Annotated in this window: 21 protein-coding genes; 8 read left to right on the top strand and 13 right to left on the bottom strand. The window is 62.6% G+C overall.

The genetic code is table 11. The features are described from left to right. Nucleotides 1-105 precede the first annotated feature (105 nt). Nucleotides 106-1,017, top strand: coding sequence for an FkbM family methyltransferase (locus tag IRI77_RS06315; RefSeq protein ID WP_194451226.1), 912 nt, complete (start codon nt 106-108; stop codon nt 1,015-1,017). Nucleotides 1,018-1,177: 160 nt separating this feature from the next. Further along, nucleotides 1,178-1,741: a DJ-1/PfpI family protein gene (locus IRI77_RS06310; protein WP_194451225.1), complete on the top strand. Its 564-nt coding sequence runs from the start codon at nt 1,178-1,180 to the stop codon at nt 1,739-1,741. Nucleotides 1,742-1,756: 15 nt separating this feature from the next. On the opposite strand, the gene IRI77_RS06305 is transcribed toward IRI77_RS06310, so the two are convergent. The 4 genes from IRI77_RS06305 to IRI77_RS06290 all read right to left on the bottom strand — a co-directional run bounded on the left by IRI77_RS06305 (nt 1,757) and on the right by IRI77_RS06290 (nt 10,186). Further along, nucleotides 1,757-3,529: a protein kinase domain-containing protein gene (locus tag IRI77_RS06305; protein ID WP_194451224.1), complete on the bottom strand. Its 1,773-nt coding sequence runs from the start codon at nt 3,527-3,529 to the stop codon at nt 1,757-1,759. A 332-nt stretch (nt 3,530-3,861) separates the two neighbouring features. Next, the gene (locus tag IRI77_RS06300) at nt 3,862-5,673 is read right to left on the bottom strand and encodes a TolC family protein (RefSeq protein WP_194451223.1); all 1,812 of its coding nucleotides are present in this window, start codon (nt 5,671-5,673) and stop codon (nt 3,862-3,864) included. Then, nucleotides 5,670-7,046: an efflux RND transporter periplasmic adaptor subunit gene (locus tag IRI77_RS06295; RefSeq protein ID WP_194451222.1), complete on the bottom strand. Its 1,377-nt coding sequence runs from the start codon at nt 7,044-7,046 to the stop codon at nt 5,670-5,672. Before IRI77_RS06295 ends, IRI77_RS06300 begins: the two co-directional genes overlap by 4 nt. Next, on the bottom strand, nt 7,043-10,186 hold the full coding sequence (locus IRI77_RS06290) for an efflux RND transporter permease subunit (RefSeq protein ID WP_194451221.1): 3,144 nt from the start codon (nt 10,184-10,186) through the stop codon (nt 7,043-7,045). The genes IRI77_RS06295 and IRI77_RS06290 overlap by 4 nt, the downstream gene beginning before the upstream one ends. Nucleotides 10,187-10,321: 135 nt before the next feature. On the opposite strand from IRI77_RS06290, the gene IRI77_RS06285 reads away from it, so the two are divergent. After that, the gene (locus IRI77_RS06285) at nt 10,322-10,633 is read left to right on the top strand and encodes an ArsR/SmtB family transcription factor (protein ID WP_194451220.1); all 312 of its coding nucleotides are present in this window, start codon (nt 10,322-10,324) and stop codon (nt 10,631-10,633) included. A 28-nt stretch (nt 10,634-10,661) separates the two neighbouring features. Here the strand turns inward: IRI77_RS06285 and IRI77_RS06280 are convergent, their stop codons facing one another. Next, entirely contained in the window at nt 10,662-10,964 is a 303-nt protein-coding gene (locus IRI77_RS06280; protein ID WP_194451219.1) for a hypothetical protein, read from the bottom strand. Nucleotides 10,965-11,153: 189 nt separating this feature from the next. On the opposite strand from IRI77_RS06280, the gene IRI77_RS06275 reads away from it, so the two are divergent. Then, nucleotides 11,154-11,828, top strand: a complete 675-nt coding sequence (locus IRI77_RS06275) for a class I SAM-dependent methyltransferase (protein WP_194451218.1) — start codon at nt 11,154-11,156, stop codon at nt 11,826-11,828. 3 nt (nt 11,829-11,831) lie between these two features. On the opposite strand, the gene IRI77_RS06270 is transcribed toward IRI77_RS06275, so the two are convergent. After that, nucleotides 11,832-13,241, bottom strand: a complete 1,410-nt coding sequence (locus tag IRI77_RS06270; RefSeq protein ID WP_194451217.1) for an ExeA family protein — start codon at nt 13,239-13,241, stop codon at nt 11,832-11,834. A 264-nt stretch (nt 13,242-13,505) separates the two neighbouring features. Here IRI77_RS06270 and IRI77_RS06265 point away from each other — a divergent pair, with 264 nt between their 5' ends. Then, on the top strand, nt 13,506-13,880 hold the full coding sequence (locus tag IRI77_RS06265; RefSeq protein ID WP_194451216.1) for a hypothetical protein: 375 nt from the start codon (nt 13,506-13,508) through the stop codon (nt 13,878-13,880). Here the strand turns inward: IRI77_RS06265 and IRI77_RS06260 are convergent. The 6 genes from IRI77_RS06260 to IRI77_RS06235 all read right to left on the bottom strand — a co-directional run bounded on the left by IRI77_RS06260 (nt 13,859) and on the right by IRI77_RS06235 (nt 19,822). Beyond that, nucleotides 13,859-14,641, bottom strand: a complete 783-nt coding sequence (locus IRI77_RS06260; RefSeq protein ID WP_194451215.1) for a TIGR00282 family metallophosphoesterase — start codon at nt 14,639-14,641, stop codon at nt 13,859-13,861. The genes IRI77_RS06265 and IRI77_RS06260 overlap by 22 nt on opposite strands. 269 nt (nt 14,642-14,910) lie before the next feature. Next, a complete protein-coding gene (locus IRI77_RS06255) occupies nt 14,911-15,663 on the bottom strand; it encodes a hypothetical protein (RefSeq protein ID WP_194451214.1) in 753 nt (250 codons plus the stop codon). A 16-nt stretch (nt 15,664-15,679) separates the two neighbouring features. Then, nucleotides 15,680-16,318: an L-threonylcarbamoyladenylate synthase gene (locus IRI77_RS06250; RefSeq protein WP_194451213.1), complete on the bottom strand. Its 639-nt coding sequence runs from the start codon at nt 16,316-16,318 to the stop codon at nt 15,680-15,682. Nucleotides 16,319-16,347: 29 nt separating this feature from the next. Further along, on the bottom strand, nt 16,348-18,228 hold the full coding sequence (locus IRI77_RS06245; protein WP_194451212.1) for a bifunctional homocysteine S-methyltransferase/methylenetetrahydrofolate reductase: 1,881 nt from the start codon (nt 18,226-18,228) through the stop codon (nt 16,348-16,350). Between the two features lie 25 nt (nt 18,229-18,253). After that, nucleotides 18,254-19,039 (bottom strand): Fpg/Nei family DNA glycosylase, encoded by a 786-nt coding sequence (locus tag IRI77_RS06240; RefSeq protein ID WP_194451211.1) that lies wholly within the window; start codon nt 19,037-19,039, stop codon nt 18,254-18,256. Continuing rightward, nucleotides 19,040-19,822, bottom strand: a complete 783-nt coding sequence (locus IRI77_RS06235; RefSeq protein WP_194451210.1) for an SAM hydrolase/SAM-dependent halogenase family protein — start codon at nt 19,820-19,822, stop codon at nt 19,040-19,042. Nucleotides 19,823-19,848: 26 nt separating this feature from the next. Between IRI77_RS06235 and IRI77_RS06230 the strand changes: the two genes are divergently transcribed. From IRI77_RS06230 to IRI77_RS06220, 3 genes are read left to right on the top strand one after another with little or no spacing between them, the layout of a single operon-like run. After that, nucleotides 19,849-20,949, top strand: coding sequence for a cysteine desulfurase family protein (locus IRI77_RS06230; protein ID WP_194451209.1), 1,101 nt, complete (start codon nt 19,849-19,851; stop codon nt 20,947-20,949). Next, on the top strand, nt 20,942-22,060 hold the full coding sequence (gene mnmA, locus IRI77_RS06225) for a tRNA 2-thiouridine(34) synthase MnmA (RefSeq protein WP_194451208.1): 1,119 nt from the start codon (nt 20,942-20,944) through the stop codon (nt 22,058-22,060). The genes IRI77_RS06230 and mnmA overlap by 8 nt, the downstream gene beginning before the upstream one ends. 4 nt (nt 22,061-22,064) lie before the next feature. Further along, nucleotides 22,065-22,961, top strand: coding sequence for a lysophospholipid acyltransferase family protein (locus tag IRI77_RS06220; RefSeq protein ID WP_194451207.1), 897 nt, complete (start codon nt 22,065-22,067; stop codon nt 22,959-22,961). Here IRI77_RS06220 and IRI77_RS06215 read toward each other — a convergent pair. Continuing rightward, a complete protein-coding gene (locus tag IRI77_RS06215) occupies nt 22,955-24,670 on the bottom strand; it encodes an alpha-1,3-galactosidase-related protein (protein WP_194451206.1) in 1,716 nt (571 codons plus the stop codon). The genes IRI77_RS06220 and IRI77_RS06215 overlap by 7 nt on opposite strands. Nucleotides 24,671-24,724: the final 54 nt, after the last annotated feature.

The raw sequence follows: 24,724 nt of genomic DNA, 5'->3' as shown, positions 1-24,724 counted from the left end.
CACAGCGGGAAAGTCCGCGGTACGGCAGATTCAGCGCGCTGAGTTTTCTAGGATAATTTCCGCGCCGAGCTACAGCGATTGGCCCCAAGGGCCGATCAAGGGGATGTGGCAAAGCGACGTGGGTTTCGAATCAGCCTCTGGGTGGTATGCACCGGCCTCGTTCTGACGCTGGGTATGCTCAGTTGGCGGCCGGAGTGGATCGTCCTGGTTGCTCCGGGCGTGCGTGTGACCAGCGCCTACTGTTCCCGCTGGAAGGCGGCGACGGATGAGCGCATCCTGCTGTCGCAGGGTGCCGCCGCTCAGCGCATCGGCGCCGGCAGCAAGCTGCTGCGTACGGACGCCAAGCTGGAACTGTGGCAAACCCCTCATGGAGAGTATTGGATCCCCGGTGGCTCGTCCACCGTCCTGTTCACTCTGTTGGCCCAGCAGGAACGGCTGATCTACGGGCTCGTCCCCAAGGGTGGAACCGTTATTGATTGCGGGGCGCATGTCGGGGTGTTCACCAAGGCCGCGTTGGCCAAAGAGGCGGCGAAGGTGATTGCAGTGGAACCCGCTCCCGAGGCTCTGGAGTGCTTCCGCCGGAATCTCAAGTCTGAGATCGCCGATGGGCGTGTCGTCATCGTACCCAAAGGAATCTGGGACAAGGACGGAGAACTCACCTTCTTCCTGAATGGAAACGGGGACGCCGCCGATAGCTTTGTCACGCATGGGGACAGCTCGAAGAAGACAATTGTACCCGTCACCACGCTGGACACCATCATGGCCGAGCAACAGCTCACTTCCGTAGCCCTGGTGAAGATGGACGTCAAAGGCGCCACCAGCCGGGCCTTGACCGGCGGTAAGCTGATGATCGCGAAGTATCATCCTCACCTGGCGCTGGCCACCGAAGAGCCGCCGGAGGACCCCGCCTCGCTCACCGCCCAGGTGGATCAGTTCAAATCCGGTTATAAGGCCATCTGCGGCCCGTGCTTCCTGATCGAGAAGGAAGTCCGCACCGACGTGATGTTCTATCAGTAGCCGTCCGCCTGTTACGACAGATTCCTGCCTCCCCTCGCCGTGTCGCGGGCAGCTAAAGTGGTGCTAGGGCGTCACTGGCCGCGCGACTCGCTCTGCGTCGATCGCGGTCAACGCTTCATTCGGGCCGCTCCCTCACTCCGGCCCGGGGAAGGAATCACTCATGTCGAAAAAGATCCTGATGCTCGTAGGTGACTTCGTGGAGGACTACGAGGTCATGGTGCCGTTCCAGGCGCTGCAAATCGCCGGGCACCAGGTGGACGCAATCTGCCCTGACAAGAAGGCCGGCCAGACGGTCAGAACCGCCATCCACGACTTCGAAGGCGATCAGACCTACACGGAAAAGCGCGGCCACAACTTCACCCTGAATGCCACGTTTGCCGAAGTGCGCGCGGAAGACTACGACGCGCTGGTAATTCCGGGCGGCCGTGCGCCAGAGTATCTGCGCTTGCACGAGAGCGTCCTGGAGATCGTCAGGCATTTCGCCGGCGCCAGGAAGCCCATAGGCTCCATCTGTCACGGTGCGCAAATCCTGACGGCCGCCGGCGTGGTGCGTAATCGGAAGGTGAATGCCTACCCGGCGTGCGCGCCCGAAATTACGGCGGTCGGGGGCGAGTACGTCAGCCTGCCTTTCGAAGGCGCAATCACCGATGGCAACCTGGTGACGGGTCCTGCCTGGACGGCGCATGTCGAGTGGCTCAAGCAGTTCCTTGCCGTGCTGGGCTGAACGCTGCGTCTCCCATTAAGGCAGGTTGGCCAGGCCGGCCTGCCTCAAGAGACCTTCGTACCGCGGGTCGCTCCTCAGTCCGTCATAGCGAGGATCCACCTTCACGCCGAGCATCAGCGTCACCCTCTGGCGGATGGCCTTCTCCAGAAGTTCAAACGCGATGTCGTTCTTGCCCAGTTCAATCGCGACAAACACGATGTTGGGATTTCCCTGATCCGCGTCGAGCAGGCGCTGCAGCTGCTCACGGGCGGCGCTCCGGCCGCGAATCCAGGCCACTTCCGCGGACATCTCCTGTTCGCTGAGACGCGCCATCCTCATCTCCGCCTCCGCTGCGCCGGGCTGGCCCAGAAAGCGGTAGCACAGTGCCAGGTAGTAGTGGGCCAGCGAGCAGGACGGGTCTCGAGCCAGCACGCCGCGCAGCAGATCCCGAGCCACCTCGAACCGCCGGCCATAGAACGGTACCTGGGCCTCCTGCAAGGCCAGGATCGGTGAAGCCGGATCCAGCAGCCGCGCTCGCTTCATCAGCGCCCCAGCCTCGCCCAAGCGCCCCAGGCGCATCAGCATGCTTGCGTAGCCCTGCATGGCCCGCACGCACTTGGCATCGAGTTTCAGGGCCTGCTGGAACTCCGCTTCGGCGTAGGTCCACTTGCGGTCGGAAGCGAATAACACGCTGCCCAGCACCGCATGCGCTAACGGCAGGCGGTCGTCGAGTTCGATCGCCCGGCGTGCCTGCGTCCTGGCTTCGCTGAATGCCGCTGAGGGATTGACCCTGTCGAACTCTCCTTTGAAGGAAAGGGCATCCGCCAGGCCGGCATGGGCCGTGGCCGAATGCGGGTTCGTTTCGACGGATTTGCGGAACCAGGACTCCGCCCTCCGCAGTTCGGGCTGTGAAAGCTGGCTCCAAAGGTGACGGGCCGCCAGGGAAGCGCGTTCAGCTTCGCTGGGCACCGCTGGCGAATTCGAGACGTGCACCATCAGTGTCGGCAGCAGGGCGAGCCCCAGCGCGACCACGATGGCCTGCCACCGCAGCCGTTGCGGACGGGTGTCGATACTCAGCGGGCGTCCCGACAGATAGGCGGCCAGATCGTCCGCCAGCGCCCGCGCATTCTGATAGCGGTCCTCCGGCATCTTGGCCATGGCGTGCCGGATGATGGCGTCCAGCACCGCATCCGCGCCGCCGGTCAGTTCCGAGAGGATTGCCCCCAGAGAATAGACGTCGGACGCCGGCGTGAGGGGGCCGCCGCCGGTCTCTGCGAGCGGCTCCTCTCCGCCCGTCAACAGCCTGGCGATGCCGAAATCCAGCAGCTTCGGATGCCCATCCAGGTCTACGAGGATATTGCCCGGTTTCAGGTCGCCGTGGATCATCGCCCGGTCGTGGGCCGCGGCCACCACCCGGCAAACCTCCTGCAACAGCCGTACACGGCCGCGAGTGTCCAGGGCATGCTCCTCGCAGTAGTCGGCGATGGTAGGACCCTCGATGTACTCTATGGCGAGGTAGGCTGACCCGTCAGGCGTCTCGCCGGAGTCGAGTATCCGCGCGATGTGCGCGTGGTTCAACTGCTCCAGTATTCTGCGCTCCCGGTCGATGCGGGCCAGATTCGCAGTGCTTGCGATGTCGCTCCGCAGCAGCTTGATGGCGACCAAATGCCCGGATTCCGCCCGGACGGCGGCATACACCACACCCATTGCTCCACGCCCCAGCAGCGCCAGCATCCGGTAGCCAGGGACCTTCGGAAATGCGCCGCGAGCGGTGAACAGCAGCGATTCATTGCTCAGTTGTGTAGGCATAGCCCATCCCCCTCCAAGACAGCCCATTCCAGACCGGAGCGGGATTGTTCCGCCACAGGGTGCGGCCGGTCCAGCTAGAGGAGCCGTGGCAATCCCTCCTCCCGTGCTGCTTTGCCTTGTGTTCGCCATGGAATCCAAGGCCTCCGCTCATCGGGAGTTGCCAGCGGGATCCGCTCAACGCGTCCCGAGCCGCGTCTCTCCCCAGGGCTGCCTTACCAGTAGTGAGGGAAACCCTCAAACCGTTTCACCCGCGATAGGCCGGCCCGGACGCAAAACAGCCACCCGCAACCAGGAGTCCTGGCCGCGAGTGGCTGCGTGTCACGTCACAGTTCTCAGCGAACCTTCGAAACCGTGCCCGCTACGACTTCGTCGAACTCCACATTGTGGACCGTCAGCATCGTCCCCATCGCCCGGTCGAGTGCCGCGCGAGCCTTCCAATAGCTGCTCTGCGCCGTCGCCTCCGACGAGCGCGCCTGCGTGAGATCGCGCTGATACTGGATCACCAGGAACGTGGTCGAGGCGCCCACGCCCAGCTTCTCCTTTTCCGCATCCAGGGTCTGTTCCTCCAGAATGCGCTCCTGCCGGGCGGATTCATAGCTCGCCCGCGCCTCTTCCACCGCAATCTGCGCGTTGCGGATCTCCAGCCGCGCCTGCTTCTCCAGTTGCTTCAGCCGGATCTCCTGCTGCCGCACCTGAATCTGGTCGCGCGTCACATCGGCTCGCGCCGCCCGGTTGAGAATCGGGACACTAAACTGCACCGCCACCCCATAATCCGGGAAGTTGCGCTGGAACACCTGCCCCAGGGCATCGCCGTACCCGCCGATGAAGAACGGATTCGGAGTCGAGGGCGCCAGATTGGCCAGTTGCGTTCCATTGGCTGACCCGCCCAGCCCGTTGTTGGCCGCCGAGGCAACCAGGTCGAGCGAAGGCAGCAGGGCGCTCCTCGACCCCTTCAGGCTGATCTGCGAATTCTCCAACTGGATGCGTGCCTGCGCCAGGTCGGGACGCTCCTTCAACGCCTGGCCCACCAGTTGCTCCAAAGGCTCCCGCGGAGACTCCGCCGGCAGCCCCATCGCGTCCACGGGTTCGATCACCACTTCCTGCAGCTTACTTTCCGACGCCCGCACCAGGTAGTCCTTCAGCAACTCGCTCTGCTGCCGGGCCAGGCTCCGTGCGATGACGATATCGCGCTGCCGCCGCGCCACCTCAGCCTGGGCGCGTGTCACATCGATGGACGCCCGTACGCCCAGCTTGGCCGACTCCTGCGTGTCCCTCAACAACTGCTCCGCCGAGACGACCGCATCCTGCCGCACACGAACGTCTTCCGTCAGGCTCGCCAGGTCCCAGTACAGCCGGATGACTGCGTGGATCGTGCTGATCACCTGCTGCCGGAAGACCAGGTCCGAGACCTTCTGGTTGTTCTTGGCGATTCGGATATAGCGCGTCGTCACCGCCGGGCCGAAACCGCGCAGCAGCGGCTGCCGGAAGTCCAGCCTCAGCGTCGAAGTCGAATACGGGCTAAAACTCAGCAGCGGATTGTTGATGTCCTGATGCTGGTTCAGAAAGCTCAGGCCGATGGTGCCGCCTGTATTGAGACCCTTCTCAATCCCGACATTCGCCGTCGTCGTATCCGCATTCAACGACCGCAGCGGCGCCAGGAACGTGCTGTTCTGCGGCGACGATGTGTGATTCCACCCGAGCGTGCCCGTCAGCGTCGGATCCAGGTTCGGCACCACCGGTCCGGTAGAGAGGGGCAGGGAGCCCAGCAGCGACAGGTCGATCTGCGCGCCTGTCCCCGAGAACCGGTCCAGCGTGGGCGTGTCGCCGCCGCCCAGGCCTGAGCCCGTTACCACCGGCACACCCAGGCTGTTCGGTCCCTCATGCACGGACAGCGGAATGCCCCGCAACGCTCCGCCGGCCTTCGACCGTAAAACATCGGTCTCCGCCAGCCGGCGGTTGTAGCGCTGCAACTCGACGTCCAGGTTGTTCTCCAGCGCCAGCGCAATGGCGTCCTGCAGCGACAGCCGCAGCTTGCCATCCTGCACCAACTGATCGATCCGGCCTGAATTCTCCAGCCGCGGCGCCGCGGGCTGGGCCCACATCGGCGCGGTCAACAAACCGGCAAGGACAAACCTCAAAGTCATCTTCTTGCTCTTTCCTGGTGACTCACCGGGCCGGCGGCCTGGACCTCCTGCCCCTCGGCCAGCATTTCGCCCGGATTCAAAATCACCACTTCATTCGGGTTGAGGCCCGACGCGATTTCGATCTGCGTACCCAGGTCGCGCGACACCTCGATGGTGCGGAAACGGATCTTGCCACTCGGATCGACTGTCGCCACCCGCGTCCCCTTGGCATTGGCCAGCAGCGCCTCGGCCGGCACCACTGTCGCCGGATGGCTCCTCGGCAAGGCGAACTTCACCTCGGAGAACATGCCCGGCAGCAGTCCGCCGTCACGGTTGTCCACCTGCACTTCCACCAGCATCGTGCGCGATGACGCATTCAACGAACTGGCCGTCCGCACCACCTTGCCCGCGAACTCCGTGCCCGACCGCTCCTTCACCACGAGCCGGGCATCCTGACCCGCCTGGATGTCCGGCGCAAACGTCTGCGGCACATTCACCTGCACTCTCAGGGTGCTGGGCTGGGCAATGGCGAAAAGCTTCTTGCCGCCATCCAGGCCGCCGGTGGAGGAGATCAGGTCGCCCTGCTCCACCAGCCGCTCGGTGATGATGCCGTCATAAGGAGCTACCACCCGCTCAAAGCCCACCAGCCGTTCGAGCCGCGACACGTTGGCTTCATTCGCGCGGATATTGGCCTCGGCCGACACCACGCTGGCCCGCGCTGCATTCACAGACGCCGTGGCCGTGTGGATCGACGCCTCCGCCGCCGCGACTTCCGCCTTGCGGGCGCTATGCGCATACTGCCGCTCATCACCTTCCTGCTTGGGCAGGACACCCTTGTCCACCAGCCGCGTCCAGCGATCGGACGTAGCCGAAGCCAGCGCCTCGTTCGCCTTCGTCTGCTCCAACCGAGCCCGAGCTTCCACGACACTCGCTTCAGCCCTCGCGACATTGGCCTGCGCCTGCCGCCACGACGCCCTCGACTCTTCCACCGTCGCCCGGGCCCGCGCCAGTTCCTGGTCCAGTTCCGGCGATTCAATCGTCGCCAGCACCTGGCCCCGTTTCACCTGGTCGCCGATGTTGGCCGACCGCGTCCGCACATAGCCGGTGGCTCGTGCGTAGATGTCAGCCACCACCACTGCTTCCGTATTGCCCGGCAGCGTCAATTCCGTGGTGGGCGGAGCCGCGGACACCACCGCGGTATTGACCAGCGGTTTCGCCCCAGTAGCCTCCTGCGAAAAGTGAACCGCGGATTCCCGCTTCTGGAACTTCGCGGCGGCCACCGCGCCAAAGACCACGATGACCAGCAGTATCGTGGCGGCCACCCCCGGCCGCCGCCGGTTGCCCGGCTTCAGGGAAATTTCTTTCGTATAGGACGAATTGTTGTCGGTACTCATTGAGCCTCTCCCACGGATTGATTCCTGCTCAGACTCGTAAACATCACGGGCACGAAGAACAGCGTGGCGACCGTGGCCATCGTCAAGCCGCCCACCAGCGCACGCGCCAGCGGAGCGTTCTGTTCGCCGCCCTCCCCCAATCCCAACGCCATTGGCAGCATGCCGATGATCATGGCGCAGGCCGTCATGAAGATCGGACGCAAACGCGCCGAACCCGCCTGAATCGCGGCTTGCAGCGGAGTCTCCCCCGCATCCAGCCGCTCCTTGGCGAACGTCACCAGCAGGATGCTGTTCGCCGTCGCAACGCCAATCGACATGATGGCGCCCATCAGGCTGGGTACATTGAACGTGCTCTGTGTCAGGAATAACGCCACCACCACGCCGACAAAGGCGCCCGGCAGCGCGGTCACAATGATGAACGGATCGCGCCAGCTCTGGAAGTTCACCACCATCAGCAGGTAGACCATGATCGCGGCAAACACCAGGCCCAGCGCGAGGCGCGTAAACGCCTCGTTCATGCTCTGCACCTGCCCGCGCACCTTGATCGTGCTGCCCGGCGAGAGCTTCGGCGTGAACTCCTTCACAATCTTTTGCACGTCCGTCGCGACTGACCCAAGGTCGCTGTCCTGAATATTCGCGTACACATCGAACACCGGTTGCACGTTTGTGTGGTTCGCGTTCACCGGTGTCACGCCGCGCCGCAGGTTCGCCAGGTTGCTCAGCAACTGGGGCTGCGCCGCATTGCGCCCCGCGTACACCGGCGTGTTCTGCAGATCGTTGATCGATTGCAGATCACGCTGCGGTGTCTGGGCCGCCACCAGGTAGGTGATGCCCATGCGCGGATCCAGCCAGAAGTTCGGTTGAACCTGGCCGCTGGATGCCAACGACACAAACAGGTTGTTCGAGACATCCTGATGCGTCAAACCAAATTCGGCGGCGCGGGTGCGGTCGACATCGATTCGGATGTCGGGCCCGTCCACCACCTGGTGCAGATGCACGTCCACGGCTCCAGGCACGCCCTTCAGCCGCTCCGACATCTGCCGTGCAATCTGATAGTTGTTCGGATCGTAACCTGCCACCTGGATGTTGATCGGGGCCGGCAGGCCGAAATTCAGCACCTGCGTCACAATGTCCGCCGGCTGGAAATAGAACGTAACACCCGGAAACCGTTTCGGCAGCTCTTCGCGGAATTTACGGATGTAAGCCGCCGCGCTCCCGTGATGCTCGGGATTCAGCGAGATCGACATCTCGCCGTCAAACGTTCCGATCATCGCGCCATCGCCAAATGCCAGGTTGAAGGAGTCCGGCGACTTGCCGATGTTTTGCAGCACAAGCTCCACTTCATCGCCCGGGATCGTGCGACGCACCTCATGCTCCACCTGTGCGAACAGGTTCTGCGTCTCTTCCACCCGCAGGCCGGCCGGACCGCGAATGTGCATGCGGATCTGCGCCGCGTCGATCGACGGGAAGAAGTCGCGCCCGACAAACGGGATCAGCACGACAGCCAGAGCAACGGCGCCGCCCATCGCGTAGAACGCCGTACGGCGTCTGGCCAGTACCCACTGCAGCGCCGCCTCGTAGCGGACGCGCCACACCTCATAGATCCTGTTGAAGCGCTGATGGGCCCGGCCGATGGGGCCTTCGTGCAGGGTGCTGTGATCTTCCTTGGCAAGCAGGAAGTTCACCATCAGCGGCACCAGCGTCCGCGACAGGAAGTAAGACGACGCCATCGCGAAGACCACCGCCAGCGCCATCGGCGTGAACAGGTACTTCGCGGGACCCGTCAGGAACAGCACGGAGACGAAGACGATACAGATGGTCAATGTCGACACAAAGGTCGGCACCGCGATCTGCGCCGCGCCGTCCAGCACGGCCTGCCGCAGCGGCTTGCCCATCGCCAGGTTGCGATGGGTGTTCTCAATCTCCACCGTCGCATCGTCCACCAGGATGCCGATGGCCAAGGCCAGTCCACCCAGGGTCATGATGTTCAACGTGTGGCCCATCGCGCTGAGGATGATGATCGAGGACAGAATCGACAGCGGAATCGAGATGGTGATGATCAGCGTGCTGCGCCAACTGCCCAGGAACAGGAGGATCATCGCCGCCGTCAGGCACGCCGCAATCAGGCCCTCCTTGAGGACGCCCTGAATAGAGGCACGCACGAAGAACGACTGGTCGAACAGCTCGTTGATCTTCAGTCCCTTCGGGGCGGCGGCGCGGCTCGCCGGCAGCACCCGGTTCTTCACCTCATCGACGATATCGAGCGTCGAAACCGCGCCGGTCTTCATGATGCTCAACAGCGCCGCCGGTTCGCCGTTCGAACGGACGACGTTCGTCTGCACGGCATAGCCGTCGCGGACGTTCGCTACATCGCGCATGTACACCGTAGCGCCGTTGACATACTTCAACGGCACGTCGTTCAACTCCAGCGCGGAGGTCGGATTGCCATTCAGGCTCACCGTGTAGTCGCGATTGCCGATCTTCTGCGTACCGCTGGGCAGCATCAGGTTCTGCGTGTTGATCGCATTCGAAACGTCAATCGACGTCAGACCCTTCGAAAGCAGGCGGTTCTGATCGATGTCGACCATGATCTGGCGCGGCTTGCCGCCATACGGAGCCGGCAGCAGCGTGCCCGGCACGGTCGAGAGCTGTTGGCGCACCCGGAATATGCCGTAGTCGTAAAGCGCCGCTTCCGAGAGCGTCTTGGACGATAGGCTCAATTGGATCACTGGCACGGTATCGGCGCCAAAACGCAGAATCCAGGGCGGATTGATGCCCGGAGGCATGCGGAACCGGATGCCCTGCACGGCCGTGGATACCTGCGCCATGGCCGCATCGATGTGCACCTGCGGGTGGAAGTAGATCTTGATGACGCTGACGCCATTCAAGGTTTGCGACTCGATCGACTTCACATCGTTGACAAGTGCTAAAACAAATTCACTGAATGTTGTTACACGCTTCTCCATCTCGGGCGTAGGCAGCCCCTGATAGGTCCAAATGATGCTCACGACCGGAATATCAATCACCGGGAAGATGTCTGTGGGCATCTTCGCTACGGAGAATCCTCCCAGCAGGAGGATGAGAATGGCCACCACGACAAAGGTGTGCGGCCGGTCGAGAGCAAGTCTGACGATCCACATTCTTGTGCTCCTCAGACACGCTGGCGTTCAGAGCCTGACGGTGTCATCCAGATTGATGTTCGACAGTTCTCGAACGATTCAACCGTGCCGCATGTTTCAAGCATCAATTGAGTAGAGTAGAGAGGTGGTTTTTGTATGAGAGCGGGTAAGGAACCGGCGAGAGATCAAATCGAGCTCAGCGAGGTCATGTACGCCCTGAGCGATCCTGTCCGGCTGGAAATCGTAGCGTTCCTCGCGCAACGCGGCGAGCAGCCGTGCAGCACGTGTTGCGTGGATATGCCGAAATCAAGCCTTTCGCATCACTACAAGGTGTTGCGCGAGACCGGGGTGATCTCGACGCGCATTGAGGGCACGCGCCACTACAACTCATTGCGAAGCGACGACTTGAACACCAGGTTCCCGGGGCTCCTGGGCTCTGTCGTCGAGGCGATTCACAACCGCCACTGACACACCGGTCGCATGCCGCCGGCCCGGGCTACTCTTTGCGCAGCATCCGGATCACCCAGTAGATGCCCTGCGCCGACAGGCTCACCGCGGGGAACACGCAGATCACAAACACAGCCCAGGCCAGCCACGGCCGGTAGGGATGCGTGCCCAGCCAACTCAGCCCGGCGAATCCGAGAACTACCAACAGCATAAAGATCAGGAATCCCTGCGCCATGCCGCGCTGCGGATCGCTCGAAGGCGACACGAGCCCATACAGCACTCCTAAGGCATACGCGGCAAGCAGGCACAGAGTCGTCGGATAGAGAAAGGCCGGTGGTTGAGTCGAAGGCATTGGGGATCTACAGAGTGTAAGACAGGACTTGCGGAAAACAATGCAAAATTTGCGGACTTCCGGCTCGTTCAACTTCGATTTACTCTGGAATGGTAATGTCCTCCGCCCCGCTATTGACAGCCCTGCCCAAGTTCAAGGACTACCTGCTCATGAAGATCCCGGCGGTTGGATTCGGGAGGGAGTGAACCCATGCCGGCGAATCTAATCCACCTCTCCGTCAACGACGCCTACGACCGCTGGTCTCGCTTCTATGACACCTACGACAACCCCATGGTCGCGGCCGCGGCCAGGGTAGTGGCGCAAGGTATCGGCGGTGTCCAGGGCTCGTCCGTCTTCGAGTTCGGTTGCGGTACCGGCCGCAATCTGGCCGCTTTGCTGGACCTGGGTGCTGCTCGCGTAACTGGTTGCGATCTGTCATCGGGAATGCTGGAACAGGCCCGGCAGCGCCACTCGTGCTTCGAACTGCTGCAACACGACATGACCCACCCGCTGCCGCTTGAGGCCGGGACGTTCGATCTCGCCCTCTTCTGCCTCTCGCTGGAACACATGGAATCCCTCGACGCGCCCTTGCGCGAAGCCCGCCGCATTCTCAAGCCCGGCGGCCGCATCGCCATCCTCGAGATCCATCCCTTCCTCTCGCTCAGCGGCGTGGCTGCGCATTTTCAGGACGGTGAGGAGGAGATTCGCATGCCGGCCTTCCCGCACCAATTTGCGGACTACCTCCAGGCGATTGTGGCGCTCGGCCTGCACCTCGAAGCTTGCCGCGAGTGGCGCCCGTGCGACTTCCACCCGCCGCTCACCGGTAAGTCATTCAAGCGTGGCCCATTGTCTCCGCTGCTGCTCGAACTTCAGTTCACAACGTAGACTCTACTCCGCCCCATTGTCCCGGAGTTGGTTCAGCATACCCTGCAGCCTTAGTGTGGAACTGGTAGAACTCGCCCCCGCCACCAGCGCCTCCAGGTACGCCCCGCACAGCCGGTGCACCTCCAGGGGCAGGCCTTTGCTCTGGGACGCGATGACGGCCAGTCGCGCCGCTGGGATGATTCCTACCTTTGCCGCTCCGGCCCGCTGCAGCCGGCCTTCGGCATACTCCGCCACTTCGGCCTCATCCATGCGGTGAAGCCGCAGCCTCTGCGAGATCAGCAGGTTCAGGTCGCGCAGTTCCGGCGCCGACAGGCGGGCCTCCAACTCGGGCGAACCCGCCAGAATCACCTGCAGCAGCTTCCCGTGGCGGTTCTGCATGTGGTCCAAAAGGCCGATGTCCGCCATTACCTCGACCGGCATCGGGTCGGCCTCGTCCAGGATCAACACCAGGGTGCTCTGCGCCGCGTTCTGCCGGGCCGCCAGTTCCGTCAGCTTGGCAAGAACTTCCATCTTGGACGGAGAGGCGCACGGCAGCGCCAGGTCATAGCTGATCAGCTCATAGAATCGCTCGAGGGTCTTGGGCGCTTCCAGCAGGTATGCGAACTCGATGCGCTGCTGGTTGAACAGATCGCCAAGACTCTCCAGTACCTCGCGGCGGCCGCTCCCCGGTTCCCCAGTCAGCAACATCAGCCCCGCGCGCTTCTTGACGCCATAATAGAGCTCCGCCACCGCCTCCCGGTGCTGCGTGCTCACCCGCACAAAACTCGTATCCAGGCGCGCGGGAAACGGGTCGTGCGTCAGCCCCAGGCTCTCCCAAGCGGGCGTGGCCTCACTCGGCTTCCGTGTCTCGCCCAAGGGAGCCGCTTCAGCCTGCGCTTCGACTCCGCTCAGCCCAGGCGCTTGCACCGGGACTTCCGTCAGCAGGGAACACCGGAACTTCGCCCGGCCATTCAGGTCTCTCGTGTAGACACCGGCCTGCACGGGTTCCGTTTTGCTCCAGCGCAGAATCAGGGCGATTTGCCACGGATGCGGGAAGAACTGCTGGTACAGCTTCTGATCGTTCTCTGAGAAGAACATGTCCCGGTACTCTGTGCGATACCAACCCACAGGTTCCAGATCCGATATCGCTTCTTCCCGGCTGGCCGCCTCCAGCACCTCTGCTAATCCCTCCCGGTCGCGCGCGGAAAGGCGGAAACCGGGTCCCTCTGCGTGCTCGCAAGTGACTGCCCGGTATGCCTCCACCCGAACGCCCTCGGGACTTCGCCGGCCGAACAGGACCCCGCCAATCTCCCTGATCTCGCGGCCTGCGGCGGCTCGCCCCGCCATCGCACTTTCACCCAATTCCGCCAACAGGTAGGCCGGCGCGCCAATCACCAGACTTGGCGTCTCAATGCGCCATTCCGTAGGGCCCATAGTACTGCTGGGACTATTCATCTTTACAGACTACGAAAGAAGTTGGCCCAATGGGAATCCCGGTTCCATAGTTGCCCATAATGTCTGAATTCCTGCACTCGTCGACAAGGGACCAAGGTCCTAAGCATTGCGATGTCCGAAGTTGCACAAACAGCCGCCGAACGCCTTTCTTGCCCGGGCGAAGCCCTTAATATGAAGGATAGGTAATCTTCCCCCTATAAGGCTTTCACCAAACTGCCGATCAATCCACCAAGGAGGTAGTTCATGAAAAACCCGGACGTCCGTCCGTTTGTCCCGCTTGCCATCGCCAGCGTGCTGATTGGCATTCTGGACCACTCGTCCTGGTTCCTTGCCTACGCTGGAATGCTCTTCGGCTTCTCCATGATGCTCGGCCTTCGCTGGCCGCGGCCGGTTTGGGCCTGGTGCCTGATCCTCGCCGCCGGCGCGCCCGCCGTCAATGCGTTTGCACACGCCGTTGCGGGCTACAACCCGATGTTCACCTGGTATGAAGACGCACTCACCCGTTTCGCGGCCGCGATGCTTGCCATCGTGCCCGGGCTCGGTTCAGGTGTTTTCTACCGCTGCGTCGTCCGCCGCACCCGGTACACCACCTGGGTTCACTCTTCGCTGATTGCGTAAGGCTGAATTGCGGTGGCGCGGCCCGTGGTCTCATCCAGGGTGATGATCACCGCGTGTAATTCCACCATGTTCTTGGCCGCCTCGAAGCGCATGGGCAACTGGGTCAGGAAGCGCTGGATCACTGTGTCCTTCTCCACCCCGATCACCGAATCGTAGGGCCCCGTCATGCCGCAATCCGTCTGGTAAGCCGTGCCCTTCGGCAATACGCGGGCATCGCCCGTCGGAATATGCGTGTGCGTGCCCACCATTCCGGTGATCCGGCCGTCCAGATACCAACCCAGGGCGATCTTCTCGCTGGTCACTTCGGCATGGAAGTCGAGAAACTTCACCTTCACGTCCGCGGGAATGGAGGCGAGCAGTTCGTCCGCTTTGCGGAACGGACACTCGATTGGCGGCAGATGCACCCGCCCCTGCAGATTCATCACCGCATACTGCACTCCATTGCGCGCTTTCCCCATGTACAGCCCGGTTCCGGGCAGGGAAGCCGCGTAATTGCCGGGGCGCAGCAGCCGTGGTTCGCGATTCAGGTAGTCGTAGACTTCCCGCTTGTCCCAGACGTGGTTGCCGGTTGTCAGAACATCCAGCCCGAAGGAGAACAGCTCCTGCGCCACATTCGGAGTCACTCCGAAACCACCCGCGGAATTCTCCGCATTGGCGATGGCCAGATCGATATGCTCGTCGGAAATAATCTGTTGCAGATGCTCGGCGACGATTCTGCGTCCTGGCGACGCAAAAATGTCGCCGATGAAGAGAATTTTCATGAGGGAAGTAGGGAGCGCACCACAGTAACCGTCCCAGCCACGGAATCGACCCCGATGCCTAACATGGGGGGAGCCCTCCGGACACCTTTAGGCTTCTCCTTGCAGAGCATGCTCACCGGCGTCGTTGTTCGAGTAGAGCTCCAGATTCGCTTGATACGGATCAATTATAGAAGCCAGCACGCGTTCCGCAGGAACGCTCCCTAGATGCAAGGATACCCTGGCGTGGGTGGATCCTCCAAGCAATTCCTTTGCCTGCCCGGCCCGTGTGCCTAATTCACAACCGTGGCTTCCCAGCCACAGAGCGTGGGATTCCGGCACCAGTCCGCTGTGCCCTTAATCGTCTTCCCGTCCGCCTGCACCGTGCCACGCATGTACTTGCGCCGCCCCTGGTGGAAGATCAGCAGCACCCGGCCCGAGAGCGGTCCCAGCACGAACGAGCCCTTCGCCACCGCCCCGTCCGACTTGTTCTTGTAGGAAAACTCGATCGCGTCAAAGCCCGGCTTCGGCAGTTTCCACGTTCCGTAGTAGTCGTAGCCTTCGTTGGTGAAGTCGTGGACCCGCCAGTTCGTGCCCAGATCGTCCATCGACAGCGGCCTGGTCGCCGCTGCCTTCCTGGCCACCTCTGCTTTCGGAGGTTCCATATCCGTTTGCGCGGTCCAGCCGCAGGTGCTGCCGGCAGGGCACGGATCCATCGTTCCTCGAATCGAACGGCCGTCCATCCCGATATTCCCGATCAGCTTGGCATTCGACCCGGGGATCGAGATGACAATCTTACTCCCCGACTTCGACACCACCGTGACTTTCGAGGTGACGGGCAGCTTGGTGATCTTGTTTGTGTAGTCGACGTTGAACGTATTCGTGTTGCCGATTCTCGACCACCGGCCGTCCAGGTCCGCCGCGGGCAGAATCCATTGGTGGACCTTCCACATCTGGCCCAGATTGGTGGGCGCCGTGCTCGGCTGCGCTCCTAATCCACACATTCCAATCAGAAAACCGAGCCAGCAGCGCGCAATCCTTCTCATCTTTAACTGTTAGTCCTCATGCGCCTTTCAGGCATTCCGCAATCTCTTTTTCCTGGATGCTGCCAGACTTGATGAGGCGCCAGTAAGGTTCCGTGATGTCCACCGTGGTGGAACCCGTACCAATGCATCCACCGCCATCCAGCACCAGGTCCACGCGCCCGTCCATCGTCCCGAAGACCTCAATGCCGGTCTGGCAGGTCGGCTGTCCGCTGACATTCGCGCTGGTCGAGATGAGGGGTTGGCCCATCCAGTCGATCAATGCCTGCGCCACTCGCGAGCGTGATTGCCGCAAGGCCAGGCGCCCTGTGTTTCCAGTTACTTTCAGGGGAACCTTGGCAGATGCCTGCACAATGATGGTCAGCGGCCCCGGCCAGAATCTCCGTGCCAGCAGGTAGAACCGGGCAGGGAGCTCGGTGACCAGGTCCTCCGCCATCAGGAAATCACTCACCAGCAGCGGCAGCGACCGCTGCGGCTCGCGGCCTTTCGCCGCAAACACCCTGCCCACGGCGTGCAGGTTGAATGGATCCGCCACCAGCGTGTAGAGCGCATCCGTGGGAATCGCCACAATCTCGCCCCGCCGCAGAGCTACCGCCGCGCGTTCAATCGCTTCAACGCTCGGTTGTTCGGAATTGATTTCGATCAGATCTGTTGCCACTCGTTCACCTGTCCGTGGAAGCCGTCAGTCTAGCGCGACCCGATGGCCTGGGCAACCTCTACCGCCATGGCGTACCGCCCAAACGGCGCGCTCAACTGCACGCCATCCACCATCGGCCTCACGTTGGCAACCATCTCCTGCGCGATCTTCACGCCCTCGGCGCGCGCCCGCTCAGGATCCTCCACGCCGCGCATCCTGTCCATGTATTCGTCCGGAACCGGCACACGCAGTTCGTTCACCATGAACTCCGCATTCCGGAACGAGGTCAATGGCCAGATCCCCGTGATCACCGGGATCCGGAAACCCTCGATCTTTCTCAGGAATCGTTCCACCTGGCGGATGTCGAAGACCGGCTGGGTGACGATGTACTCGGCGCCCGCCTGCACCTTCCACTCGGTTCTCCGGATCTCTTCCTCAATGTTCAAAGCGCCGGGATTCGCCCCCACTCCGAGCAGCAGCGCCGTCTGCGAACCTATCGGATTCCCACCTATATCCAGCCCATGGTTCAAATTATTGACGATGTTCGCCAGGCCGATGGAATCCACGTCAAAAACAGCCGTGGCCTCCGGATACGAACCCATGCGCGGTGGATCGCCCGTGATGCAGATCAGGTTCCGGATGCCGGCCGCATGCGCGCCCAGTAACTCGCTCTGGATGCCCAGGATATTCCGGTCCCGGCAGCAGAAATGGAGCACCGACTCGATACCCGCATCCCGTTCAATCAATTGGCATGTGACCTGCGCGGACATGCGGGCGCTGGCTCGCGGCCCGTCCGGCACGTTGATCACGTCGATGCCGGCGTCCTTGCACAGCCTGGCGCCCGCCACTTCCTTCGCTGGATCCACTCCGCGCGGCGGCAGAATCTCTACGAAAGCAACAAATTTACCGGCGGCCAGTTTGGCGCCCAGCGACGACTTCTGCGCCACCGGTACCTTCTCCATCGACTTGGCCTTAGCCTTGGGCTCTTCCACGGTGACGCTGAGCTTGTGGATGCCTGGCTGCAGCGAGCGCGCTTCGCTCTTGATGCTCTTGATGTGCTCCGGCGTGGTGCCGCAGCAGCCGCCCACCATCTTGACCCCGGCCCACAGCATCCGGCGCGCATACTGCGCCAGGTACTCCGGCGAACTCAGGTAGATGGCGCGGCCTTCCACCTGGGTCGGGTGGCCGGCGTTCGGCATGCCGGAGACCGGCTTGCCGGTGAACGTCATCATCCGCTCCAGCGTCTCGAGCGTGGCTTTCGGCCCGACTGAGCAATTCAGACCCACGACATCGGCGGGCGAGGAGTCGAGGAACTGCGTAAACGTCTCGGTGGTGGTGCCGTCCGGCATATTGCCGTCGTCGTCGATCGTGACCTGCGCCACAATCACCATCTCCGGCCCGGCCAGGTCCCGCGCCGCCGCCAGACCCTCCCGCAGCTCGCTCAACTGCGAAAACGTCTCAAAAATCAGCAGATCCACGCCCTCGTCCAGGAAGACCGCAATCTGCTCCCGGAACATCTCGCGCGCTTCCGCATACGAGGTCGGACCCAGCGGCTCCAGGTGAACGCCCAGCGGACCGATCGCCCCGGCCACGAAGACATCGCTCCTCTCGGCCGCGGCTTCCCTGGCCAGCCGGACCCCGGCCCGGTTGATCGCTTCCACTTTGTCCGCGATGCCAAACGTCGCCAGCCGCGCGCGGGTCGCGCCAAACGTATTGGTTTCCAGGACTTCCGCGCCGGCGCGGACATATTCCTGGTGAATCTCCCGCACCATCTGGCCCGCGCTCAGGTTCAGCTCGTCGAAGCAGCGGTTGATGAAGACACCACGGGTGTAGAGCATCGTGCCCATCGCCCCATCCGCGATAACGGCTCTCTGGCCGATCAACTGCCGGAACTCGGCAGCCCGGGAGGTCTTTTGTGTGGTGTCGCTCATTGTAGTTATGTTTGCGGATCCCCGCCTACCTCTGGCATTTCGGGCAATAGTAGGTGGAACGCCCACCCTGAGGCATCCGGCGAATCGCCGCACGGCATCGCCAGCAGGCTTCGCCCTCTCGCCCGTAAACGGCTACCGGGAAGTTCTCACCCTCTGTGAACGCACCCGGTTGTTCATAGGCAGCTATTGCTGAGTCTAGCGCAGCAGTCAACACGTCAACAATGTGGCCACGCAGCCGCTTCAGCCGCACTACGCTGATTTCATTGGAGGGTTTCGCCGGATGAATGCCTGCCTGGAACAGCGCCTCGGCAGCATAAATATTGCCTAATCCTACAACTGCCCGCTGCTCCATTAAGAGCAGCTTGATGGGCTTCTTGGTGCGCTGCGCCTCGGCTACGAAATGCTGGGCGGTGAACTCGGCGGAGAACGGCTCCGGACCCAGATCGTCGAACAGACCGTCGATCGTTTCGTGAAACGTGAGACGGCCCAACGCCCGCGGATCTTCCAGTACAATGCCGCGCCCGTCGTTCAGCGCCAGCCACGCCCGGACAGTGGCCGTCCGGAGCCGCACATCCGGAATGACCACAAGGTTCCCGGTCATCTTGAGGTGCACGCGAACGACGGGTCCGCCGGAAAGGGATAGCAGGATGTGCTTCCCGCGGCGCGAGGCGCCTTCCACCCGCAGGCCAATGGCGCGCTCCAGGCCGGTCGCCGTGGTGGGCCGGAACTGGCCGGTGGCGACGATCTCCGCCCATGGGGAGGCCACCCGGAGTTTCCTGGTAACCGCCTCAACTTCTGGAAGTTCCGGCATTTACCAGAGCTCCAGTTCCACCGGAGCGCCCAGGCCGACACCCAGTACCTTGGCGGCGGAACCTTGATTGACGGCGGCCTCCAGATTCCCGGAGCTTCCTTCAATCAGGAACGGCTCGTCATCCGGAGCCGAGGCGTAGCTCTCTACCAATGTCGTCAGCAGCCGCAACCCTACCTTCAGCGCCATGCCTTTGGGCCGCATCTCCTTGAACTCAGAGGCCGGCAGGTTCGTGATCAGGTTGCCGAACCGGTCGATGTGGACAATCTCGCCCTGCCAGAAACGGCGGCCGATTCGGACCGGTTCCGACGTCGTCTGCCTCAGCGCGTCACTGATGAGCGGCCCCGTCTTGGAGGGGGTCACTCCGGCTGTCAAATGAGCTGCCACCGGAGAGAATACATCCCTGCCATGAAAGGTTTGCGAAATATTGTTCAAGAATAGCTTTGTGCTCGTAATGTGCCGGACTTTCGCGCCTTCGCGCACGACGAGATCACTGAATAAACCGTTATCCGGTCCGACGAAGCGATGTCCATCGACTTCAACCAGGATGGGCCGGCGAGCGGTCCCCACGCCCGGATCGACAATACAGACATGAACCGTACGCTTTGGAAAGAAAGGCCAGCTTTGCGACAGCAGAAACCGAGCCTGTCCAATGTGATACGGCTCGACCTCGTGGCTGATATCGATGACCTGAGTCTTCGGGGCGATCCCCGCAATGACGCCCTTCATCACGCCGACGAAGTGGTCGTGCAATCCGAAGTCGGTCAACAGAGTGATGAGCGGCATGGCTACAATTAGAATAACGGGCTTACGTGCACTACTTCGATCACAACGCGACAACTCCCATTGCGCCGGCCGTTTTGGATCTTCTCCAAAAGGTCCAGGCCGAGGTGTGGGGCAACCCCTCTTCCATTCACACGCCCGGGCAGCGCGCCCGGCAATGCGTGGAAACTGCACGGTCTCAAGTGGCGCAACTGCTGAACTGCGACCCGAAAGAGATCGTGTTCACCTCCGGCGGGACGGAGAGCGATAACCTGGCCGTCCTGGGTGCGCCCGCCGGTCGCGTCGTGACCACGGCGATTGAACACCCGGCCATCCTCAGCGCCGCCAAGCATCAGGCAGACTGCACAATCGTACCCGTCGATTCCAACGGTTTGGTGGATCCCGAGGACATCCGCAAAGCGCTAAGGCCAGACACCACCATCCTCTCCGTGATGCACGCCAATAACGAAACCGGCGTGATTCAACCAATCGAAGGCATTGCCGCCATCGCCCGCGAAGCTGGCATACTCTTCCATTCCGATGGAGTTCAGGCGACTGCCAAGATTCCGGTGGACGTCCGCGCATTGGGTGTCGACCTCTACTCCCTGACCGCCCATAAGTTCTCCGGTCCCAAGGGGATCGGCGCGCTCTACGTCCGCGACGGCGTGAAGCTGAACCCGCGCCAGTTTGGCGGACGGCATGAGCGCGAACGCCGCGCGGGCACGGAAAACGTCGCCGGTATCGCGGCACTGGGCGCCGCGGCCGCCCTGCCGAAGCCCGACCTCGGCGCGCTCCGCGACCGTCTGGAGCAAGGCCTGCTCACTCGTATTCCTGACGCCCACGTCAATTCAGCCGGCGCCCCGCGCACCCCGAATACCACCAACATCCGGTTCCCGGGCTTGGAAGGCGAAGCTCTGGTCATCGCCCTGGATCTCGCCGGATTCGCCGTCTCCTCTGGAGCGGCCTGTTCCTCCGGTGCCGTCACCCCTTCCCATGTCCTCACCGCCATGGGTCTTTCAACCGCCGAAGCCCGCGCCTCCATCCGCTTCTCCCTGGGCCGTACCAACACGGAAGAGCAGGTGGACGCCCTGATCGCCGCCGTGGAGAAGGCCACCGCCCGTTTGCGCAAGCTTGCGCCCGCCCATGCCTGAGCCAGCCCCCAACTCGTTAATCGCCGTGGCCATGTCCGGCGGTGTGGATTCCTCCGCCGTAGCCGCCATGCTGCAGCGCGATGGCCACCGCCTGGTCGGCATGACCATGCAGCTTTGGAACCAGCGCCGCCTGCCCGAAATGCAGGTGGAAGGAGCCACTGGCCGCTGCTGCTCGCTAGACGATGTCTACGACGCCCGCGCGGTCGCCAATGTCCTGGGCATTCCTTACTACGTCGTCAATTTCGAGGACCGGTTTGAAGAGACCGTGGTGAAGCCGTTTGTCGACGAGTACCTCGCCGGCCGGACGCCCATCCCGTGCACTCTTTGCAACAACCACGTCAAGTTCGACCAGTTTCTGGACATGGCCGACGGCGTCGGAGCCGAGTACATCGCCACCGGCCACTACGCGCGCGTAGCCTTTAATCCGGATTCCGGCCGCTACGAAATGCGCACCGGCATGGATTCCGGCAAGGACCAGACTTACTTCCTGTTCGGCCTCAAGCAGCATCAACTTGCGCGGACCCTCTTCCCCCTGGGCGGTATGACCAAGCCGCAAGTGCGTGCGCTGGCAGCGGAGTTGGGGATTCCCACCGCGGCCAAGCACGATTCCCAGGAGATCTGCTTCGTCCCCAATGGCGACTACGCCGGCTTCATTGACGCTTACTTCAAGGAACGCGGTATCGCTCGCGAAGCCACCCACGGCGAGATCGTGGACAAAGACGGCCAGGTTCTGGCGGAGCACGAAGGCGTCCACCATTACACGGTGGGCCAGCGGAAGGGCCTGCGCATCGCCGCGCCGGAGCCGCTGTATGTCATCGCCACCAATCCGCAAACCCAGCAGGTGATCGTGGGGCAGGGCACCGATCTCTATCGGGAATCCCTGGTAGCCAAGGATGTGAACTGGGTGTCCATCGCAGCCATCACCGAGCCCCGGGCCGCGCAGGTCAAGATCCGGAACCGGCACGAGCCGGCCGAAGCCGTGCTGTATCCCACCGGCACTCCAGACCGTGTGGAAGTCCGCTTTCTCACCGCGCAACGGGCCGTCACGCCGGGCCAGGCGGCCGTTATTTACGATGGAGATCTCGTTCTGGCCGGCGGCTGGATAGAATAGCCATTTGGCGCGTCACTCTCCACTCCGCAATCGGCTGGAATACGCGCTGGTTCGTTGCCTGTTGGCCGCCTTCCGGACGTTCCCCAACCCTACGCGCCTGTCCAGATTTGCCTTCGCGATCTTCGACCGCGCCGCTCCGAGGTTGAGCCGGACCGCCCGCCGCAACCTGGAGTTCGCCTTGCCGGGAACGACCGAAGCCGACCGGGCCCGGATCATCGACGGCTGCTGGTGGTCGCTGGCCCGAGTCATCGCGACCGTGGCGCAGTTTCCCAGGATCGACCGGTCGAACGTACACCAGTACATCCGGTATGAAGGGTTCGAGCACTTCGAGGAAGCCAAGCGGCGCGGGAAGGGCATCCTCTTCGCCACCGCGCACCTGGGCAACTGGGAGTTCTCGGCTTTCGCCCATGCCCTGATGGCGGAGCCGATGAGCTTCGTCGTCCGGCCCTTGGACAACCCGTTGCTCGACGATCTCGCAACTCACTACCGCACTCTATCGGGCAACCGGCTGCTGGGCCGCGGCAAGGACTTCCTGCGTCCCCTGATCGAGACTTTAAAACACAACGAAGCCGTAGGGATTCTCATCGACCAAAACGTGACGCCCGACCGCGGCCTCTTCATCGACTTCTTCGGCCACAAAGCCTGTGTCGATGCTGGTTTTGCACGCCTTGCCGCCAGAACCGGGGCGGCCGTCATCCCGGGCTACGCGCTGTGGTCGGAGGCCGAGCAGCAGCACGTGCTGCACTTCGATCCGATCGTCGAGATGCACGGCGATGTACAGGACGACACGCAGCGGGTCCACGCCGCGCTGGAAGCCGCCATTCGCCAGCACCCCGAACAGTGGCTGTGGATCCACCGCCGCTGGAAGACCCGTCCGCCGGGCGAACCTTCGCTTTACTGATCCTCAATCTCAACGTGGACGGAGTCGGTAATCTCGAACGGCTTCGAGCCGGGATTGCGCGCCGGGTAGGCCGTCGATTTCTCGAGCCGGTTCTTTCGCACCTTGAGCCCATCCACGGAGTACGCCGAGACGATTGGGTTCGTATCGAACTGGCGGAAGAGGTTCTCTTCCACGACGATGTTCCGGTTGTAGCCGTTATGGGCTCGTTCCTTGGGGTCGATCCCCGCCGCCACTTCGATCACCGCCTTGCCCCAGACTCCGTAGTTGCAGTCCTCGAAGCGGTTGCGGCGAATCACCAGGTCGCGCACGCCGGCCTGTTCAAACCAGTACCGCGCGTCGCCCTCCAGCAGGATGGCCGCGCCGGCCGTGTGGAACGTGTTGTCTTCGATCAGGATCTTGCCGCGTGAGCCCAGCAGCAGCCCCCGAGCCCGATTCCCTCGAATCGTGCAGTTCCGGATGACGACATCCGGGTACGGACCGGCGGCCGCCACGGCATCGCCTACCTTCAGCTCAGCAGGCAGTGGCGTGGTCAGACGGAAGCGCGTGTACTCGCTGTTGCGCCGGTCGACCGTTTGGACCACAGCTTCGGAATAAGTGATCATGCTCGGCCCGTGGACCAGTTCCACCTTCATGCCCGCAACCAGGAAATCGAAGCCGCGCTGCTGCGGGTGGACCAGTTTTGCTTCCAGTTCCCCATCGGGCAACTTAGCCGTGATCTGCGCATAGATGCCGTGGATGTTGGTGGCGTCGTCCTTCTGGTTCTCGAACAGGCAGTTGGTCATCACGATGCGCCCGGAGCAGTTCACGAAATGCGTTGCGTCGGCCGTAATGCTGACCACGCGGCCGCTGCCCGGGGCAGGCGTCACGCGTACGTGGTCGAGATCGATATCCCGGCTGCGCTGCGCGATCACGCCCATGGCTCCGCAGTGATAGATACTCACCGACAGCAGCTTGAAGTTCTCGCTGTCGGTGACCGTGAAGGCCGGGAAGTTCCGGTAGGCGGCACCGAAGACGAGCGTGTTGCCCGGCGTGCCTTCAAACTTGGAGATGCGCACGCGCACCTGCCCTGGCCCAAGGGCCGTCGCCGGCAGGTTCTGTCCGGTCCAGTAGTCGCGAGCCATGTAGGCGGTCTCCCGCTTGACAGGATCGAACTCGAGAACATTCTGGAACGGCACGACTTCTTTGTCCTCGCCTGTGAAGACCAGCAGTCCGTTCTCGAGTTTGAAGGGGAACGCGTCGGTAATGGAGAGGTCAGCCGTGTCCTTCCCGACGGCCACGATCTTCGCTTCGCTGTGAAACGTGCGCTTCCAGTCGATGGAGAGGTTCCGAATGGTGATGTTGCGCGAGTGATCGAGTAGGAACGGATTCACGCCGCGGTGAAAGACGAAGCGTGCTCCGCGGCCGTCGATCTCTAGGCCATTGAATCCGCTGAGATCGAACACGATGCGCTTCAGGCCCTCGTCGTTGTTGCTGACAAAGAGGTACTTCTCAGAGGCGTGTGTGGGCCAGAAGTCATACTGGCCCTCGCTGAAGACGAGCTTGGCGGCCTTAGTCTTGCGGCAGGCGTCGAGTGCGGCGCGAACGGCCGGCGTGGCATCCGCGCCGCTGCCGGGCTTCGCCCCAAACGCGGAGATGTCGATCACTCCCTGGGCGTGGATGGCGGGAACCAGGCAGAGGGCGGCCAGCAGAGAACAGGTCTTCAGGTGCATTGGATTTCAGGCGAGAATCAACCCCGATCCTATCACCTGAAGTGCCAGGGCTGT

This window comes from Paludibaculum fermentans (genome assembly GCF_015277775.1).
Classification (GTDB): Bacteria; Acidobacteriota; Terriglobia; order Bryobacterales; family Bryobacteraceae; genus Paludibaculum; species Paludibaculum fermentans.
This window is presented reverse-complemented; position numbering and strand designations above follow the sequence as displayed.